Annotated in this window: 14 protein-coding genes; 10 read left to right on the forward strand and 4 right to left on the reverse strand. The window is 65.9% G+C overall.

Going from position 1 to position 17,793, the window contains the following annotated elements:
• Positions 1 to 7 precede the first annotated feature (7 nt).
• The gene (locus CJU94_RS21185) at positions 8 to 967 is read left to right on the forward strand and encodes an AraC family transcriptional regulator (protein WP_244221042.1); all 960 of its coding nucleotides are present in this window, start codon (positions 8 to 10) and stop codon (positions 965 to 967) included.
• A 27-nt stretch (positions 968 to 994) separates the two neighbouring features.
• On the opposite strand, the gene CJU94_RS21190 is transcribed toward CJU94_RS21185, so the two are convergent.
• The 3 genes from CJU94_RS21190 to CJU94_RS21200 form a co-directional block, all read right to left on the reverse strand.
• Positions 995 to 1,822 (reverse strand): anti-sigma factor family protein, encoded by an 828-nt coding sequence (locus CJU94_RS21190; RefSeq protein ID WP_095420684.1) that lies wholly within the window; start codon positions 1,820 to 1,822, stop codon positions 995 to 997.
• Positions 1,819 to 2,337: a sigma-70 family RNA polymerase sigma factor gene (locus CJU94_RS21195; RefSeq protein WP_091801701.1), complete on the reverse strand. Its 519-nt coding sequence runs from the start codon at positions 2,335 to 2,337 to the stop codon at positions 1,819 to 1,821. Before CJU94_RS21195 ends, CJU94_RS21190 begins: the two co-directional genes overlap by 4 nt.
• A gap of 138 nt (positions 2,338 to 2,475) precedes the next feature.
• Positions 2,476 to 3,198: an anti-sigma factor family protein gene (locus tag CJU94_RS21200; protein ID WP_095420685.1), complete on the reverse strand. Its 723-nt coding sequence runs from the start codon at positions 3,196 to 3,198 to the stop codon at positions 2,476 to 2,478.
• A gap of 277 nt (positions 3,199 to 3,475) precedes the next feature.
• Here CJU94_RS21200 and CJU94_RS21205 point away from each other — a divergent pair, with 277 nt between their 5' ends.
• From CJU94_RS21205 to CJU94_RS21215, 3 genes are all read left to right on the forward strand, one after another.
• A complete protein-coding gene (locus CJU94_RS21205; RefSeq protein WP_095420686.1) occupies positions 3,476 to 3,745 on the forward strand; it encodes a DUF4148 domain-containing protein in 270 nt (89 codons plus the stop codon).
• A 112-nt stretch (positions 3,746 to 3,857) separates the two neighbouring features.
• A complete protein-coding gene (locus CJU94_RS21210) occupies positions 3,858 to 4,949 on the forward strand; it encodes a catalase family peroxidase (protein WP_095420687.1) in 1,092 nt (363 codons plus the stop codon).
• The gene (locus CJU94_RS21215) at positions 4,946 to 5,485 is read left to right on the forward strand and encodes a cytochrome b (RefSeq protein WP_095420688.1); all 540 of its coding nucleotides are present in this window, start codon (positions 4,946 to 4,948) and stop codon (positions 5,483 to 5,485) included. The genes CJU94_RS21210 and CJU94_RS21215 overlap by 4 nt, the downstream gene beginning before the upstream one ends.
• Positions 5,486 to 5,500: 15 nt before the next feature.
• Here the strand turns inward: CJU94_RS21215 and CJU94_RS21220 are convergent, their stop codons facing one another.
• Positions 5,501 to 7,996, reverse strand: coding sequence for a GcvT family protein (locus CJU94_RS21220; protein WP_095420689.1), 2,496 nt, complete (start codon positions 7,994 to 7,996; stop codon positions 5,501 to 5,503).
• 288 nt (positions 7,997 to 8,284) lie between these two features.
• On the opposite strand from CJU94_RS21220, the gene CJU94_RS21225 reads away from it, so the two are divergent.
• The 6 genes from CJU94_RS21225 (at position 8,285) to CJU94_RS21250 (ending at position 17,728) form a co-directional block, all read left to right on the forward strand.
• On the forward strand, positions 8,285 to 9,067 hold the full coding sequence (locus tag CJU94_RS21225; RefSeq protein ID WP_095420690.1) for a DeoR/GlpR family DNA-binding transcription regulator: 783 nt from the start codon (positions 8,285 to 8,287) through the stop codon (positions 9,065 to 9,067).
• 126 nt (positions 9,068 to 9,193) lie between these two features.
• Complete coding sequence (locus CJU94_RS21230; protein WP_095420691.1) at positions 9,194 to 12,652, forward strand: DEAD/DEAH box helicase; 3,459 nt, start codon at positions 9,194 to 9,196, stop codon at positions 12,650 to 12,652.
• Between the two features lie 447 nt (positions 12,653 to 13,099).
• A complete protein-coding gene (locus CJU94_RS21235; protein WP_095420692.1) occupies positions 13,100 to 13,900 on the forward strand; it encodes a peptidoglycan DD-metalloendopeptidase family protein in 801 nt (266 codons plus the stop codon).
• A gap of 95 nt (positions 13,901 to 13,995) precedes the next feature.
• The gene (locus CJU94_RS21240; protein ID WP_244221043.1) at positions 13,996 to 14,610 is read left to right on the forward strand and encodes a septal ring lytic transglycosylase RlpA family protein; all 615 of its coding nucleotides are present in this window, start codon (positions 13,996 to 13,998) and stop codon (positions 14,608 to 14,610) included.
• 929 nt (positions 14,611 to 15,539) lie between these two features.
• On the forward strand, positions 15,540 to 16,277 hold the full coding sequence (locus CJU94_RS21245) for a response regulator transcription factor (RefSeq protein ID WP_095420693.1): 738 nt from the start codon (positions 15,540 to 15,542) through the stop codon (positions 16,275 to 16,277).
• Positions 16,274 to 17,728, forward strand: a complete 1,455-nt coding sequence (locus CJU94_RS21250; protein ID WP_095420694.1) for a FecR family protein — start codon at positions 16,274 to 16,276, stop codon at positions 17,726 to 17,728. The genes CJU94_RS21245 and CJU94_RS21250 overlap by 4 nt, the downstream gene beginning before the upstream one ends.
• Positions 17,729 to 17,793: the final 65 nt, after the last annotated feature.

Consider the following 17,793-nt stretch of genomic DNA (forward strand, 5'->3'; position numbering starts at 1 on the left):
GGAAGCAATGCATGCTGTGACACCGATACCGCAACCGCATAGTGGTTCCCGCGTCGTGTTGCGTTCGAGCCGGCTGCTGGGCTGGCAGGGCTTCGGCGCGGAACTGGTCAACGTGTCGGCCGGGCTGCATCGCATCCCGGCATTCAAGTATCACAGGGTGGGCGTGCATGTGGGCGCACCGGTCAGGGCGCGCTGCATGTGCAATGAGCGCCGCTACTCGCGAATCCAGGCGCATGGCGACGCCGACGTGATTCCCGCCGGACTCGAGGGCCAGTGGAGCGACGATGCCGCCTGCACGATTTTCAGCGTGTGGATCGGCGAAGCGTTCGCGCGGCGCACTGTCGAGCAACTGTCGCTGAAATCGTCCGACGCGCAACTGCGCCCGCAATTCCAGCTGCGCGATCCGCGCTTTCAGTATCTCGCCTGGGCTTTACGCGCCGAGCTCGAAGCCGACGAGGCATCCGATCCTTTGTACGCCGAAAGCTTGTGTACGGCGATGGTGGTGCGATTGATCGGCGGCGCGCCGACGCTCGATGACAAGCGGCGCACGCTCGCACCGAGAACGGCCGCGCGCGTGATCGAGTTTATCGAAGCGCATCTGGACCAGCGTCTCACGTTGAGCGAGCTGGCCGCGCTTGCCGAATTGAGCGTGCCGCATTTCAAGGTGCTGTTTCGTGAGACGCTCGGCATGCCGGTGCATCAGTACGTGGTGCGGCGGCGCGTGGAGCGCGCGCGAGCGCTGCTGCTGCACGGCAAGCTCGACGCGAGTCAGATCGCGCTCGATACGGGCTTCGCGCATCAGAGTCACATGGCGCACTGGATGGGCCGGTTGCTGGGGGTCACGCCGCGCGAACTGGTCAAGCAACGCGACGCGCAAATCACGCAACTGCGCCAGCCGTCCTTCACCAACCCGGGCGATGCCCTGCGAGTGGTCTCGCGGGATCGAGGCCGCTCGCAGGGGAACTGACGCGCGTCACATCGTGCCGCGCCGCGGTCAGCCCGGCGCCGCACCCGTCAACTGCGCATAGACGTCATGCGACAGTTGCAGCAACTGCTTGCGGTCGATCCCGCCTGAGACCGCATAGCCGAAGTCGCCGTCGATCCAGTAGAACACGTTCACCGGGCCGTCCTGATACAGCTTGAACGCCGTGGTGTTCGAATTTTGCTGGCGACGCGAGATGCACAGCGTGACACGCTCGCCGTTCGGGCCGCGATACATGAATTGCGCGGTCGGTCCGTCGGCGCCGGGCAACAGGCGCCCGCCAGACAGGTTGAAGCCGTTCTTCGAGAGAATCGGCGGATGCACGTTGGTGCCGAGCCGGTTGGCGAGCCACTGCACGAAGTCCTGTTCGTGATCGCCCGCGCTCATCTCGGTCGGCCGGTCGACGGCGGGCATGTAGACCACGTGCGCCACCGCCGCCTGCCGCGCGAACATTTCGGAGCTGTCCGCGCTCACGGGGCGTGTGTCCTGGTGGCCGCCCGCAACCGGCGCGATGACGTCCTGACCCATATGCGTGCCCACGCCGATACCCACGCCCAACACCAGCGCCGCCGCCATCCCGGCGAACTGCGGCCAGTTGGCGGCAATCCGCCAGCGGCGCGGCGCGGGCGCTTGCAGACGCTTGGGCACGGGCTCGTTCAGCACCCGGTCGTAGCGCTCATGGAACATGCTGTTCAGGGAGAAATAATCGCTGACGCGCGCGGCCAGGTCGGGGTTCTGTTCGAGCGCGCGCTCCACATCGGCACGGCGTTCGTCGGACAGTGTGCCGTCCACGTACGCGTGCAGGTCTTCTTCGCCGATCGGCATGTATTGGTCGCTCATCGCACCACCTGTAATTTCGCACCGGGCTGCGTGCCCGCCATCAACGCCCGTAACCGCTCGCGGCCGCGTGACAGCCGCGACATCACCGTGCCGATGGGGATGTTCAGCGCGAGCGCCACGTCGGCGTAGCTCATTTCCTCGAGTCCCACCAGCAGCACGACTTCGCGCTGCTCCATCGGCAGGCGCTGCAATGCGTAGTCGAGGTCGCGCATTTCCAGCGAGCGGGTCTGCTCGGAGGGCACGGCGAATTCGCTCTCGGACACGCTTTCGTCGTCGACGGCCACGTGGACGGCGCGCGCCGAAGCCTTGCGCGCCTGATTGGCGAACACGTTGTGCATGATCGTAAACAACCACGCGCGCAGGTCGGTGCCCGGCTGGAACATGCCGGTGCGGCCGAGCGCCCGCTCCAGCGTGTCCTGCACCAGATCGTCGGCGAGGTCGCGGTTGTTGATCAGCGCTCGCGCATAGCGCCGCAAGCGCGGCACATGCTCCATCAACTCGTCACGGACATCCATTTTCTATCCCTGTCGGGGGGCTTTTCGCGGGCGGGGAGGCGTCCGCCGGTTGCAGGAAAAGATCCATTCGAGGTGCGAACACACGGGCATGCACTTTATTCCCCTGCTTTCCATAAGATTTCTGAATGCGTTCGGCGCTCATCGCATGGTCATCGCATCGGCGGCGCGCATCAGACCGTGCGTACGGGCGTCGCCGGCAATCACGAAGCGTTGCCGCTGCGTGGTCCAGAGCAACAGGCGAATGTCGCCGATGCGGCGCGCGGACCACTGCGGCTGCGCCGGCGCCAGCAGTGCCAACGCGCAAAGCAGCACCACCGGTTGATTGTCGCCGTTCAGATAGATGAACTCGCTGACCCGCTGAAACGGGCTCAGCGCGATCACGCGTTGATCCACGAGGCGCAAACCGATCCCTGAGAGATTCGGCGCGGACGGATCGAAGCGGGTTGGCGACGCAGCGGAAAATTGTCCGGCGGCGCTTTCGGCCAGTGCCATCACGGCGGCATTGTTCAGCGCCTGAGCGGACACCTGGGTCGCGGCGAGCCAGCCGCTCGCCACCGCCAGCGTCAGCGCGAGCGCCGCCAGCGTGTTGAGCAACTTGCGGGTGCGCCGGGACGCGTTGATGCGCGCGAGTACGCGGCGCCATCCTGTGGCGCGGCCCGGCACCGGTTCGTCAGTTGTTTGAAAGGCCTGCTGGATCTGCGTGTTCAGCCTGCCGTAAAACGCCACCCGGCGCGCCTCCGCCGGATCCTTGCCCAGATAGTCCCGCAGGAACGCGGCGCGCTCCGGCGTCAGCGTGCCGTCGGCGTAAGCCTGAATGTCCGCTTCGGAAAGCGGCGAATCGGAAGGGGCATCAGTGGTCATGGTGTCGGCGTGCGTTGGAGTTCGGCTACCGAGGGCGAACACCCCCACGCCCAAGTTTATTCCATATGTTCCCACGCCCGTTCGACTTCGCACGGCTCGCGCGAGCGCATTGTCAGGCGGCCTTCGTCGTGCCGGCGCGTGGCGAGCTAACCCGATCTCACGCCGCTTTATTCCCGGCTGCGGATATGTTTTTTTCGCGGCTCCGGGACAGGAATAAAAGCCGCGAACGCGTGGTTCTCCCTGATGCAAACCCGCACAAAACTTACCGGAGTTCATCATGAAGAAGATCGCTTTTGCCATATTGTCCGTCGCCGTGCTCGCCGCTTCGTCGAGCGCTTTTGCACAAGGCAAGACACGTGCTGAGGTGTACCAGGAATTGATCGAAGCGCAGCAGAACGGCCTGAATTACGTCACCGATGCATCGTATCCGGACGTGAGCCCGGTGTTCGCCCAGCAGGTCGCGCAGCACAAGGAAGCACTCGCCACGCAAGCGGCGATCGCCGGCCGCGCCGCGAGTCGAAGCACGCAGCAGGGCGGCGTAAATTAAAGCTGTCGGTATCCGGCGCGCGAATGGAACGGGCGCACCGGATATCGATTGGAATAGATCGCGGCAACGCGTGTTAGCCCGGTAAGCACATCTATCTGATAGAGGAGTTACCGTGGCAAAACCCTCCGTTCCCAACCCCGCACCTCGCTGCGTGCCTTGCAGGCTCGCCGTGATCGGCGCAAGCGTGCTGACGCTCGCCGGCGGATTCGCCTACACGGCCGGTTGGCTGACCCCTGCGCGCCTCACCGCGCCGCGTCTGATCAACACCTTCGAAACCGTGGCCGGTCAGCCGCATCCCGGCTACCGGCGCAACCATGCGAAGGGTCTTTGCATCGAAGGTTACTTCGACAGCAATGGCGCCGGCGCGGCGTTGTCCCGCGCCGCTGTATTCGCGCCGGGCCGCACGCCGGTTACGGGCCGCTTCGCGGTGCCCGGCGGCAACCCGTCCGCGCCGGACACCAGTTCGCCCGTGCGCAGCCTCGCGTTGCAGTTCCAGTTGCAGGACGGCGAGCAGTGGCGCACGGGGATGAACTCGACGCCGGTTTTCGCGGTGCACACGCCCGAGCAGTTCTATCAGCAACTGCTCGCCGCCAGGCCCGACCCGGCGACCGGCAAAGCGGATCCCGCGAAACTCAAGGCGTTTTACGCCGCCAATCCCGAGACCCAGCCGTTTCAGGCATGGATCAAGGCGCATCCGCCTTCGTCGAGTCTGGCCAATGCCGCGTACTACGGCATCAATGCATTCCGCTTCACCGACGCCGCCGGCAATATGCGCGCCGTGCGCTGGGCGATGGTGCCCGAGACGCCGTATGCGCCGATCACCGATGCGGAAAAAGCCGAGAAGAATTTCCTCGAAGCCGACCTCGATCAGCGCCTCGACAGCGGACCCTTGCGTTGGCATCTGATCCTCACCGTCGCCCAACCCGGCGACCCCACTAACGACGCCACGCTGCAATGGCCCGACGATCGTCGGCAGATCGACGCAGGCACCCTGGTGATCGATCACACGAGTTCGCAGGAAAACGGCGCATGCCGTGACGTCAACTTCGATCCGACGATCCTGCCGGCCGGCATCGCGCCGTCCGACGATCCCTTGCTCGCCGCGCGCTCGGCCGCCTATGCGCTGTCGTTCAAGCGCCGCACCCGCGAGGAAGCGCTGCATCCCGCGGTTCACCAAGCTCAGACAAACGGAGAACACTCATGATGCCGACGCGCACCCATTTCAGTCCGCTCGCGCGACTGTTGCACTGGACGATGGCGCCCTTGATCATCGCGATGTTGTTCATCGGCGTGGGCATGGTCGCCACCGTCTCGCGCGCACACGACACGCTGATCGCGATTCACAAGCCGCTCGGCATCGCGCTGCTGCTGCTGGTGGTGCTGCGCGCGGGCGTGCGCCTCACGCGCGGCAGCCCGGCGTTGCCCGACGACATGCCCACGCCGCAACGGTTCGCGGCGAAGGCCTCGCACCTCGTGCTGTACGTGTTGATGGCGGCCATGCCGTTGATCGGCTGGGCGATGCTGTCCGCCGCGGGCTATCCGGTCACGCTGTATGGTGCGCTGCATCTGCCGCCGATCGCGCCGCATAACGTCGCACTGTTCGCGTTGCTGCGCGCGTTGCACACGTGGCTCGCATTTGCCCTGTTCGCCACGGTGCTGCTGCATCTCGCGGCGGCGTTGTTTCATGGGCTGATCCGGCGCGATGGCGTGTTTTCCAGCATGGCGCGCGGCGGGCGTTGATGCTTTGTTGCGGGTTTAGTTCTTCACGCGTTCCGACCTCGGATCGTAAGGCGCCTTCAGATGCACGGTGGCCGGCAGCAGTTCGCCGGCGACATCGATCGCATAGCGGCCGCTGTTCAGATACGCGGCATCCGCTGCGCCGTCGGGGTTGTTCACATAACCCAGTGCGACCGGACAGCCGAGCGTGTGCCCGAACGCCGCCGAGCTGACGAAGCCCACCGGCTTGCCGTTGCGCAGGATCGCTTCGCCGCCCCACAGCATGCGCCGCGCGGCGCCGTCGGCGGTCAGCACGACCATGCGGCGGCGCAGCGGTTCGGCGCGCAGTTTCAGCAGCGCGTCGCGGCCGCGGAACGCAATGTCCTTGTCGAGCTTGCACGCGAAGGACAAGCCCGCTTCGAACGGATGGGTGTCCGGCGTGAGTTCACGGCCCCAGGCGCGATAGCCTTTCTCGATGCGCAACGAGTCGATCGCGTAGTAGCCCGCGTTGACGAGGCCGAACGCCTTGCCGGCTGCGTGCAGCGTTTCGTATACGCCCACCGCGAATTCAACCGGCACATACAGTTCCCAGCCGAGTTCGCCTACATAGGTGAGACGCGTGGCGCGCACCGTCGCGTAGCCGAGATCCACCTCGCGGCTATGGCCGAAAGCGAACGCCTCGTTGCTCCAGTCCGCTTTGGAGACGCTTTGCAGCAGTTCGCGCGAACGCGGGCCCATCACGGCAAGCACGGCGTACTGGCCGGTGACGTCGACGAGCGTGCAGTGCCTGTCGTGCGGAATCGCCCGTTCAATGGTGTCGAAGTCGCGCGTGGTTTGCGCGCTGCCTGTCACGAGCAGGTATTGATCGTCGGCGAGGCGCGTGAGCGTGAAATCCGATTCGTAGCCGCCGCGCTCGTTGAGCATGCCGGTGTATACCGTGGTGCCGGTCGGCACGTCCACGTCGTTGGCGACGATGGCTTGCAGCACGCTTTGCGCGTCGCGTCCCTTGACGAGAAATTTGGAGAACGACGTCATGTCGAACAGCGCGACGCCTTCACGGCACGCGCGGTGTTCTGCGCCGCTCCAGGGCAGCCAGTTCTGCTGGCCGAAGGCGTACTCGATCCTCGCTTCTGCGGGCGACGGGGCGAAAAAGTTGGCGCGTTCCCAACCCATCTTGCTGCCGAAACACGCGCCCTCGTCACGCAGCAGCGAATACAGCGGCGAGCGGCGAAACGGCCGTGCGCTGTCGAGTTCGCGATTCGGCCAGGGCATGGCGTAATGCAGGCCGAGCGTCTCCTTCACGCGATCGTGCAGCCAGGTGTCGTTGCCGTTAAAGCGCGCGAAGCGGCGAATATCGACCGGCCATAGGTCCATGGTCGGCTCGCCCGCCATGATCCATTCCGCGAGCGCCATGCCCGCGCCGCCGGCCGACGCGATCCCCATGGAATTGAAACCCGCGCCGACGAAAAAGCGCCGCAATTCAGGCGCTTCGCCCAGCATGAAGTTGTTGTCCGGTGTGAACGATTCGGGGCCGTTATAGAACTGGCGCACCTGGGCCGTTTCGAGGGCGGGCACGCGCTGCAGCGCATTTTTCATCAGGATTTCGAACTGATCCCAATCGTCCGGCAGCAGCTGGAATTCGAAGTTCTCGGGAATGCCGTTCATGCCCCACGGTTTCGCATCCGGCTCGAAGCCTCCCATCACGAGGCCGCCAACTTCCTCCTTGAAGTAGATGAAGCCGTCCGGATCGCGCATGACCGGCAAATCCGGATGCACGCCGGCAATGCGTTCCGTGACGATGTAATAGTGCTCGGCCGAATGCAGCGGCACGCTCACGCCGCACAGGCGGCCGACCGCCTTGGCCCATTGGCCCGCGCAATTCACGACGATGTCCGCGCCGATCGTGCCTGCTTCGCCGTCCTTGGTGCGCCACGCGAGGCCGCTCACTTCGCGCGCGCCGCGCGCCGTGCCGTCCCGCGCGGCGCGCGTGTGGATCGCCGTGACGCGGGTGTTTTCGACGATGCGCGCGCCGCGCATCCGGGCGCCGCGGGCCAGCGCCTGGGTGAGGTCGGTGGGATTCGCCTTGCCGTCGCCCGGCAGCCAGACGGCGCCGAGCAGGTCGTCGGTGCGCATGACCGGCCACAGGTCGCCGGCCTCCCGCGGGCTGATTACCTCGCAGGCCACGCCGTAGGCGCGCGCGACGGCCGCGGTGCGTTTGAGTTGCGTCATCCGCTCGGACGTGCGGGCTACCGAGAGCGAGCCGCATTGCTTCCAGCCGGTCGCGAGGCCGGTGTCGGCTTCAAGTTCGGCGTAGAGCGCGGTCGAATAGCGGATCAGCTTCGTCATGCCCTCCTGGGCGCGCAACTGGCCGACGAGGCCGGCCGCATGCCAGGTCGTGCCGCACGACAGCTGACCCTGTTCGAGCAGCACCACATCGGTCCAGCCCAATCTGGTCAGATGGTAGGCGACCGAACAGCCGATGATCCCGCCGCCGACAATCACGACGCGAGCGTGGGTAGGAATGAATGTGGACATGTGTGGAAAGTCGTGGATTAATTGCGAGCAGATTGCCGCAAAAAAACACGGAATGCAACGGGCATCTGACATCGTTGGGCAATCACCTGTCGAGTCACACGCCTGACACATTAATAGCCTGCCGGTAACGCGGTGCTCATCGCGCCCGCTGGTCGCGCCTATGCAGCGCACGGAGCTGAGCGCTGTACAGGCACCGCAGTGTGGTTTTGCTTGGAAGCATGTGGCTATACTCCCTGCCGAAGCGCGTCTTTTGCTAGACTCCCGTATACAGTCACCGCCCGAGCCCGAATGTTCTCCAACCAGCGCCAAGCCGAAATCCTGCGACTCGTCCGCGAGCAGCGCACCTGCACGATTACCGATCTTGCCGGCCGCTTCGACGTGTCCGACGAGACCATCCGCCGCAATATCAAGCCGTTGATCGCCGACGGCCTGCTGATCAAGGTTCACGGCGGCATCATGCTGCCCGAGCGTCTGGACGAGCCGCCGTTCCAGCGGCGCATGGCGGTGAGCGCCGAGGGCAAGCGGGCGATCGGCGCGCGCATCGGCGAACTGGTGCGGGACGGCGACTCGCTGATCATCGAGGGCGGCACGACCTGTCTGCATATTGCGCACGCGCTTGCCGCGCGCTCGCGGCTCACGGTCGTGACCCATTCCGTCGAAGTCGCGCGTGTGCTCGCGCCGCGCAACGGCAACCGCGTGTTCATCGCGGGCGGCGAGTTGCGCGCGGACGACTGCGCCGCGTTTGGCGACAGCGTGCTGGCTTTCCTGCGTCAGTTCCACGTGCGCTACGCGATCGCCTCGGTCACGGCGATCGACATGCAGGGACGTTTCATGGACGCGCTGCCCGCCGACGTGGCGTTTTCGCTGGCGGCCTTCGCACAGGCCGAGCGGCGGGTGGTCGCGGCGGATCACGCGAAATTCGGCCATAGCGCGCTGGTGCACGCGTTCGGCGCGGACGCCGTCGACCTGCTGGTGACGGACGAAGCGCCGCCGCCGGCACTGGCTCAGGTGTTCGCGGCGGCCGGGTTGGATGTGGAGCTCGCCACACAGCCAGGTTCGTCCGACGCGTAAAATGGCCGGTTACCACAGACAATCGATGCCGCACGAAAAGTCGCCGGCCGGCGCCCACCACGCTGCGCCAGGCTGACACGATCCGCGCGCGCTTGCCTTTGCCGGCTTGAATAGGAATGGACGCCGATGTCGTCAGTTTTCTTCGATCGGGAGCGTATTGCGGAATGGCTCGGGGACCACACCGTCGCCAAGGCGCGCTCGGTCGGCCCCGTTACCCATGTGAAATGGCAGGGCGCCACCCTCAGCGGCGACGTGCAGGGCTCGCAGCGGCTTCCCTATAAAACGCGCGTGCGCTTTCGTACCGACGGCGGTTCGCCTTGGGCCCAAGGCGACTGCAGTTGCCCGGTCGGCCGGAACTGCAAGCACGTCGCCGCGCTGCTGCTCGCCGAGCTCGACTATCACGACGAGATGGACCATATCACCCAAGTCGAACTGGACGAGGGCGAGACCGCGCACGACTTGCCGCGCGAGCCGCTGGCGCATCCCGGGGCGCCTTCAGGCGTGCGGCCCGAACTGGTCAGTTGGCTCGAGCGTTTTCGCGCCCGCGCCGAGGCGGCGGACGCCGACGCCCAGAAGGCCAGCGCGCCGCGCACCCAGACGCTCGCGTATCGGCTGAACTGGTCCAAATTCCACATGCGCCATGAGGTGGTGCTGTACCGCGCGCGCTGCGATGCGCAGGGCGCGATCGTCGAAGTCGACGAACCCTGGGGCAATGTGGAAGCGGCGCTTCTCAAACAGCCCAAGTTCGTCTCCGACGAAGACCTCTCCATTCTGCGCGGGCTGTGGCTCGGCCGCTCGCGCGAGGACTTCGGGCAGTTCATTCTGCGCGGCACGAGCGGCGCGGAGATGCTGCAGAAGCTGATCGCCACGGGCAGGCTGTTCTTCGATTTCACGCCGGGCGCCGGCCAGGATGGACCGGTCCCGCTCGCGCGCGGCGCCGACCGGCCCGGCCGGATCGAATGGGAGCCGCTCGCCGACGAGCGGCTGCGGCCCGTGCTGTGCACCGAGCCGCGCGCGAGCATGGTGCTGCCGACCGAGCCGGTCTGGTATGTGGACGGGGTCGCCAACGAAGCGGGCATCGTCCAGTCGTCGCTGCCGTTCCAGCAGTTGCCGGACTATCTGGCCATGCCGCCGATCTCGCTCGCCGAAGCGCCGCTGGTCGCCTCGGTGCTGCGCGAGATCGCGCCCGAGTTGCCGCTGCCGCCCACGCACGACGCGTGCGCGATTCGCGTGATCGACGTCGATCCGGTGCCGGTGCTCACGCTCAACAGCCACGCGCTGCCGTCCTCGGCCGGCAAGTCGGGTTTGCGTCAATCCGCGGCGGTCGAACTGGCGGGCGTCAGTTTCGATTACGACGGCGTGAGCATCAATGTGGATAGCAGTGTGACGCTCGTGCCGATGCCGGGCGGCGACGTCATTCATATCCGCCGCCGCTACGAGGCCGAGAAAAAGCGTCTGCTCGAACTGCGCAAGACCGGTTTGCAGAAGGTGCCGACCAGCCGGGTCTATGCGTCGCGGCTGCTGCCCGACACCATGCTCGGCCTGCCCGATGCCGACGCGTGGTCCGCGTTCGTCAACGACGCCGTGCCGGAGCTCGTGAGCAAAGGCTGGCGCGTCACGATGGCGCCCGAGTTCCGCTACAACGTGATCGAGATCGATGCGATCGAAGGCACCGCGCATCAGGCGGGCGACGGCTGGTTCGATCTGGAGATGGGCATCCGCATCGGCGAGCGCAACGTGCGGCTGGAACCGCTGCTCGCCGACCTGTTCAAGCGCGACCGGCGCTGGCTGAACGGCGCGCTCGAAACCATCCGCGACGACGAGCCGATCGAGCTGAAGACCGAGGAGAACAAGCGTCTGCGGCTGCGCGCCGACCGGCTGAAGCCGGTGGTGCGCGTGCTCGTCGATCTGTTCGACGCGCTCGGCGGCTCGCTCGCCGAGGGCGCGCCGCTGCGCGTGGCATCCGTCGACGCCGGCCGGCTGGAAGCGTTGGATGGCACCGGCCGCTGGCAATTTCGCGGCGAAGATTCGATCCGCCAACTGGCGCAGCGCCTGCAAGCCGGGCCGGGATTGCGCGAGGTGCCGGTGCCGCGCGGCCTGAAGGCCGAACTGCGGACCTATCAGCAACAAGGCCTGAACTGGATGCAGTTTCTGCGCGAGCACGATCTCGCCGGCGTGCTTGCCGACGACATGGGGCTGGGCAAGACCGTGCAGACGCTCGCGCATATTCTCGCGGAGAAAGAAGCGGGGCGCCTGAAGCGGCCCGCGCTGATCGTCGTGCCGACCACGCTCGTGCACAACTGGCGCGAGGAAGCGCGCCGCTTCGCGCCCGAACTGAAGGTGCTGGTGTTGAACGGTCCGCAGCGCAAGGAGCGCTTCGAGCAGATCGGCGAACACGAGCTGATTCTGACCACTTACGCGCTGCTATGGCGCGATCAGAAGGTCCTGGCCGGGCACGACTATCACTTGCTGATTCTCGACGAGGCGCAGTACGTGAAGAACGCCACTACCAAAGCCGCGCAGGCGATTCGCGGACTGCGCGCGCGGCATCGGCTGTGTCTGACGGGCACGCCGCTGGAGAATCATCTCGGCGAGCTGTGGTCGCAGTTCGATTTTCTGTTGCCGGGGTTTCTCGGCAGCCAGAAAGACTTCACCAAACGCTGGCGCAATCCGATCGAGAAGAACGGCGACGGTGTGCGCCGCGCTTTGCTGGCGCGCCGCATCCGGCCGTTCATGTTGCGCCGTCGCAAGGACGAGGTCGCCAAGGAGTTGCCGGCGAAAACGACGATCTTGTGCTCCGTGGACCTGGAAGGGGCGCAGCGCGATCTCTACGAAACCGTGCGCACGGCGATGCAGGAGAAAGTGCGCGCCGCGGTCAGCGCGCAGGGTCTCGCGCGCAGCCACATCATCGTGCTCGATGCCTTGCTGAAGCTGCGCCAGGTGTGCTGCGATCCGCGCCTTGTTCGCACGCTCAAGGCGGCGGGTGAAGCGCACGAGGCGCGTGATACGCGCGTCAAAGTGGACAAGATCGAGAAGGGTGCGCGCGCCATGCGCTCGGCCAAGCTCGACCTGCTGCTGTCGATGCTGCCCGAATTGATCGAGGAAGGACGCCGCGTGCTGTTGTTCTCGCAGTTCACCGGCATGTTGGCGCTGATTGGCGAAGCGCTCGAGGAGGCCGCCATTCCCTACGTCATTCTCACCGGCGACACGGCGGATCGCGTTACGCCTGTCGAGCGCTTCCAGCAAGGCGAGGTGCCGCTGTTCCTGATCAGCCTGAAGGCGGGCGGCGTGGGCCTGAACCTGACCGCCGCCGACACGGTGATCCACTACGACCCGTGGTGGAACCCGGCGGCCGAGAATCAGGCGACGGACCGCGCGCATCGGCTGGGGCAGGACAAGCCCGTGTTCGTGTACAAGCTGATTGCGGCGGGCAGCATCGAAGAAAAGATCGTGGAGCTGCAGGAACAGAAGGCGGGGCTCGCCGACAGCATTCTCTCCGAAGACGCCGCCGGCGCCGCCAAGTTCTCCGACGACGACCTCGACGCGCTGTTCGCACCGATGCCGGAAATCGAAAGCGGCCGATAACGCGCGCCGTGATCGCGATCGCGTGTGTCCGCGCGAGTTGAGTCGGCTGCTTCCGGGGTCTCGAAACAGCTGTGGCGCATGCCGCGCCGTGTGACGTAGCGCGCGTTCGCGGCGTTCAAATATCCCCAGTTTTGCCGCTGCTTCGCCCAGAAGTGTGACAAATAGTCAATGCGCGCCGCGCTGGCGGCGGCGCCGTCAACGCTTTCTCCTGACACTCGTTGAACACGCGACCCTAAGTGGTCAGTCAACGCAGAATGTTAAGGACACGCCATCAATGAAGAAGCCGATTTTTGCCGCTGCTGTCGCGCGCGCTGCCCAATGAGTTGCCGCATGCAAGGGCTACTCACTTCGACACCACGCCCGATAGCCGTTGCAGCCGTTGCCGCGACGACGGCCGCGGCTAGTCGCCCACGCGATTTACCCGCGCACGCTAACGAATTCCGCTCGATGAAGCCCTCTTTGTCCCGCTGCGTCAGATGGGGCTTTGCCACGCTGTGCGCGTTGTCGCTCGCCGGGTCGTTGGCCGGCTGCGCACCGTTCAGGTCGGGCACGGTGCCTCGTGGGTCGGCGCACGTTGCCGGCACGTCGCCGTCCCTGGCTTTGCCCGCAGCCGAATCGGCGCCTGCGGTCCCGGCCGGCTTCTACCGCGTCAATCCCGGCGATACGCAGACCGGCGTTGCCAGAGCGTTCGGTCGCGAGCCCGCGGCGATCGGGCAGTGGAACGGCCTTTTGCCCGATGACGGTCTGCAAATCGGCCAGGTGCTGCGCGTCGCGCCGCCGGTGGCCGAGGATGGCTTGCCGCCATCGACCACGTCATCGGATTCACGTGCGCAGGCGCGCGCGCTCTTCGCCGATGGCTCGAACCGGCCTCCGCCCGCCGCGGCACGACTCGGGTGGCCGGCCGGCGGCCCGGTGATCGAGCGATTCGTTGCGGGCAGCACGAAGGGGATCGTGGTGGGCGGGCACGCCGGCGAACCGGTGAGGGCCGCGTCGGGCGGCCGTGTCGTGTACTCGGGCGGCCGGATCGCGGCGTACGGCAAGCTGATCATCATCAAGCACGACAGGCGTCTATTGACGGCATACGGCAACAACCGCGCGTTGCTAGTCAAGGAAGGCGCGGCCGTCAAGGCGGGCGCCCCGATCGCCGAAATGGGCGCGGACGATAAAGGCCAGGCGTCGTTGCGCTTCGAAGTGCGAGTGGACGGCAGACCGGTCGATCCGCTCGCGTACCTGCCCAACCGCCCGTGACGCGGCGCGCTCGCGGCTTCCTCGTTCATTCGAACACAAACACAAACATGAAGCGGCGCCTGCTAGCAGGCCGCGCGCCGCTCGACGCGATGCCTATGATCTTCAGGTTTCAATATTTTGGTGCGGGCCGGCGCGGTTTGATGGTCGCGCTAGCCGGTACGTTGCTCACGCTCGCCGGATGCGCGCAGCTGGAACCCGTCAGCAGTTCGCTGAACGATGCCGGCGCTCCCGCACTCTCGAACCGGGTCACGCGCCCACGTCCGTTGCAAGCCGCCGGTGTGGCCGCCCAGCGCGCGTCAGTCACCCTCGGCGATGAGCCGCTACCCGGTCGCGCAACCGGCGACGATGTGCCATCGTCCACAGCCGTCCGCGCATGCGGCAGCACCTTCCAGCAAACCGGAATGGCGTCGTGGTACGGCAAGCGCTTCAACGGCCGCCGCACTGCGAGCGGCGAACGCTACGACATGCGCGCGCTCACCGCCGCGCATCGGACCTTGCCGCTGGGCGCGTGCGTGCGGGTGACGGCCGTCGGCAGCGCGCGATCGGTGATCGTTCGCATCAACGATCGCGGTCCGTTCGTGCAGGGAAGGGTCATCGATCTGTCGTACGCGGCCGCGCGCTTGCTCGGTTTCGGTATGGCAGGCAATGCGCAGGTCACGCTGGAGCGCCTTGCTGCGGTACCCGTCTGCCCGGAAGGCCGGGGCACCTGATGCGCGGCGCGCCCTAGCGGACCATAAAACCGCTACGCCCCGCACGATTGATCAGACATCGCCTCGGTATTCCACCGGCAATTGCATCTGTAACAAACTTGCTGCGTCTGTAAATGGGCCGTTTCCGCAGCTTCAATTCATACCATTTTCAGGGCGAGATGAGACAACGCTTCTATCCGTAACGCATGATTGTTTGCGTAATAACTACCTGTCGCGCGGTTACAAAAGCAGTTCTTTCATCTTGAGCTGGAATTTCGGAGCAGCTAACTTCGGCGTACTCGTGTGGTTAGTTCCCCGCGAGCGTGTGATGTGTTAGCGGCGTCGGCTTCCGGAAGGAGGCGGCGCCGCATTTTTGCCAACGTTGCGCGCCCGGCTTAACAATCTTTAAACGATTTATTTTGAGACTGTTTCTATACTGACTCGCAAATTGTCAAATCGCCGTTTCCCGAACGCGGGACGCAGCCTGAATAAGACAACGGCGAAACAACGGCGAGACAACGGCGAACGGGGCCAATCACCAGGCGAGCGAGACCAGCCGCTGAAAACGCCGACCGTCACGGTCGATGCGCGTGCCGGGCGGCGCGGCAAGTGCGCGGCCGACAATGCGGGAGACGGCTTAAAAAATCGCATTGGACTGGCGTTGCCGGTCCGGATAGCCGCTGGATGGCATCTGGAAAAAGAACGACCGTTTTTTCGATTATGATGACCGGCCCCCCTCGATACGCGGCGCGATAGAGCCCACAATGCGCGCTAATTTTGAGACGGAGGGCGGGCCCGAACGGGGCGCAAGGCAAAGGACCACTAGTCGAAAAATGTGCCGCCGAAGATGAAATTGGAAGCCGGATCGTCGGTGCTTACGCCGTCATCCCGGTCATCTGCCGGTAAGCCGGCCACCAGTTACGAACGACGATGTCGCGTTGCGGGGTTTTATGAGAATTGCAGTCCTGGATGACGATTCGGCTCAGGCCGATCTTGTTTGCCAAACGCTGTCGGCGGCGGGCCATATCTGTCACGCATACGGTGCGGGCCGCGAACTGGTGCGGCAACTGCGGCGCCAGACGTTCGATCTGCTGGTGCTCGACTGGAACGTGCCCGACATGTCCGGTGAAGAGGTGCTGCGCTGGGTGCGGGAGAGTCTCTCCGAGCGCCTGCCGGTGCTGTTCATGACGAGCCGCGGCCGCGAAAGCGACATCACGTCGATTCTCAACACGGGTGCGGACGACTATGTCGTCAAGCCGGTGTCCGCCGCGGTGTTGCTGGCGCGAGTCGGCTCCTTGCTGCGCCGCGCGTATCACCTCAAGCCGGCCGCGGTGAAGGAAGTTTTCGGCGAATTCGAATTCGATCTGGGCGCGAGGCACGTGGTGGTGCGCGGCGCGACGGTGGCCGTCACGCAGAAGGAATTCGAACTCGCGCTGCTGCTGTTCCAGCATCTGAGCCGGCCGTTGTCGCGTGCGCATATTCTCGACGTGATCTGGAAGCAGGCGACCGACATCCCGTCGCGCACCATGGACACCCACGTATCGATGCTGCGCAGCAAGCTCGGTCTGCGCCCGGAGCACGGCTACCGTCTGACGCCGATTTACGGCTATGGCTACCGGCTGGAGCGGATCGAATCCGCGACGCCGCCGGCCGCGCTCGACCCCCGCGCCGAAGCGGGGGACGCGTGACGTTGTCCGCCGCAGCGGCGCCGCGCGGCAGCACGGTTGCGCCGGGCCGCCGCCATGGTGCGCTGCTCGCGGTAAGCGGCCTGCTCGCGATGGCCTGCTTCGCGCCGGTGTCGGCGCATGCCCAGTCGCCGCGCGCGACGAAGCCGCGGGTGAAAGCCGCGGCGCCCGTGTACGTTTCGTATGTGACCCGCGACGGCGACACGCTGTACGACATCGCCAGCCACGCCATGCGTGACCCGAGTGACTGGGCCGTGCTGAGCCGCCTGAATCATGTGCCCGCGCCACGCCGCATGCCGGCGGGCATCGTTTTGCGTCTGCCCGCCGATAAACTCAAACAGGAACAGGAGTCGGCCCGCGTGATCGCGACGAGCGGACCGGCCGAGCATGCGTTCGGCAAGAATCCCTACGTGCCGATCGAGCAGGGCACGACGCTTGGCGAAGGCGATCGCATCCGCACCGGGGAAAACGGCTTTGTGACGCTGGAATTGCCCGACGGCTCGCATGTCACGGTCGCGCAAAACGGCCTGCTGGAAATCGGCGCGCTGCGGAGCACCACGCTGACCGGCGCCACCGACCGTGTGCTCGAACTGCGCGGCGGCGAAGTGGAAAGCCAGGTCACGCATGCGACAAAGAAAGATGACCGCTTCCAGATCCGCTCGCCGTCTGTCGTGGCGGGCGTGCGCGGAACCCGCTTCAAGGTCGCCTACGACAACGGCGCGCAAACCACCGCGGTGGAGGTGCTCGACGGCGCGGTCGGCGTCGACGCGGCCGGCCCCGGCGGACGCGGCGCGGCGCCGCTGCCGGGCGTGCCGCTGCAGGCCTCCGCGCAACTCGTGAAGGCGCGCTTTGGCAGCGTGACGCGGGCAGGCGAGACGGTCGGCGGGCCGGTCGAGTTGCTGCCCGCGCTCACGCTCGCGCAGCCGGCCAAGGTGCAGGACGGCAACACGGTCGCGTTCGATCTCGTTGCGGCCGAACACGCCGTGGCGTACCGCGTGCAGATCGCGCGCGACGCCGACCAGCTCGACCTGATTCGCGATCTGCGCGTGAGCGTGCCGCATGCGGATTTCGGCGACCTCGCCGACGGCACCTATTTCGTGCGGATCGCCGCGATCGACGCCAACGGACTCGAAGGTCTGCCGCAGGTGTATGCCTTCGAACGGCGCCAGCTCGGGCTGGCCGCCTCGGCGGCCCAGCGCGCCGGCAGCCGCGACTATGAGTTCCGCTGGTTCGTGAACCGCGCCGCGGTGGCGACACGCTTTCGTTTCGTGCTCGCGGCGACCGCCGACCTGCGTCATCCGCTCGTCGACCGCACCGATCTGTCGGGCGGCCAACTGGTCGTGAGCGATCTGCCGGCCGGCGTCTACTACTGGACGATCGTCGCCGAGCAGTTCGAGAACGGCCGCTTCTACGAAAAGAACAGCGCGGTGCGCTCGTTTACGCTTGCGCGCTGACGCTGGTAGATTCACGGGATTCACGGGGCTGAGCGATTCATCAGCCCGCTTCCTCGCTCCGAACC

It is taken from the genome of Paraburkholderia aromaticivorans (genome assembly GCF_002278075.1).
In the GTDB taxonomy this organism is placed as follows: Bacteria; Pseudomonadota; Gammaproteobacteria; order Burkholderiales; family Burkholderiaceae; genus Paraburkholderia; species Paraburkholderia aromaticivorans.

What these genes read in the sequence shown, in the direction of transcription:
- CJU94_RS21205 (WP_095420686.1), top strand. Translation starts at nt 3,476, where the DNA reads ATGAAGAAGATCGCTTTTGCCATATTGTCCGTCGCCGTGCTCGCCGCT.
- CJU94_RS21195 (WP_091801701.1), bottom strand. Translation starts at nt 2,337, where the DNA reads ATGGATGTCCGTGACGAGTTGATGGAGCATGTGCCGCGCTTGCGGCGC.
- CJU94_RS21200 (WP_095420685.1), bottom strand. Translation starts at nt 3,198, where the DNA reads ATGACCACTGATGCCCCTTCCGATTCGCCGCTTTCCGAAGCGGACATT.
- CJU94_RS21240 (WP_244221043.1), top strand. Translation starts at nt 13,996, where the DNA reads ATGATCTTCAGGTTTCAATATTTTGGTGCGGGCCGGCGCGGTTTGATG.
- CJU94_RS21235 (WP_095420692.1), top strand. Translation starts at nt 13,100, where the DNA reads ATGAAGCCCTCTTTGTCCCGCTGCGTCAGATGGGGCTTTGCCACGCTG.
- CJU94_RS21230 (WP_095420691.1), top strand. Translation starts at nt 9,194, where the DNA reads ATGTCGTCAGTTTTCTTCGATCGGGAGCGTATTGCGGAATGGCTCGGG.
- CJU94_RS21185 (WP_244221042.1), top strand. Translation starts at nt 8, where the DNA reads ATGCATGCTGTGACACCGATACCGCAACCGCATAGTGGTTCCCGCGTC.
- CJU94_RS21225 (WP_095420690.1), top strand. Translation starts at nt 8,285, where the DNA reads ATGTTCTCCAACCAGCGCCAAGCCGAAATCCTGCGACTCGTCCGCGAG.
- CJU94_RS21220 (WP_095420689.1), bottom strand. Translation starts at nt 7,996, where the DNA reads ATGTCCACATTCATTCCTACCCACGCTCGCGTCGTGATTGTCGGCGGC.
- CJU94_RS21215 (WP_095420688.1), top strand. Translation starts at nt 4,946, where the DNA reads ATGATGCCGACGCGCACCCATTTCAGTCCGCTCGCGCGACTGTTGCAC.
- CJU94_RS21190 (WP_095420684.1), bottom strand. Translation starts at nt 1,822, where the DNA reads ATGAGCGACCAATACATGCCGATCGGCGAAGAAGACCTGCACGCGTAC.
- CJU94_RS21245 (WP_095420693.1), top strand. Translation starts at nt 15,540, where the DNA reads ATGAGAATTGCAGTCCTGGATGACGATTCGGCTCAGGCCGATCTTGTT.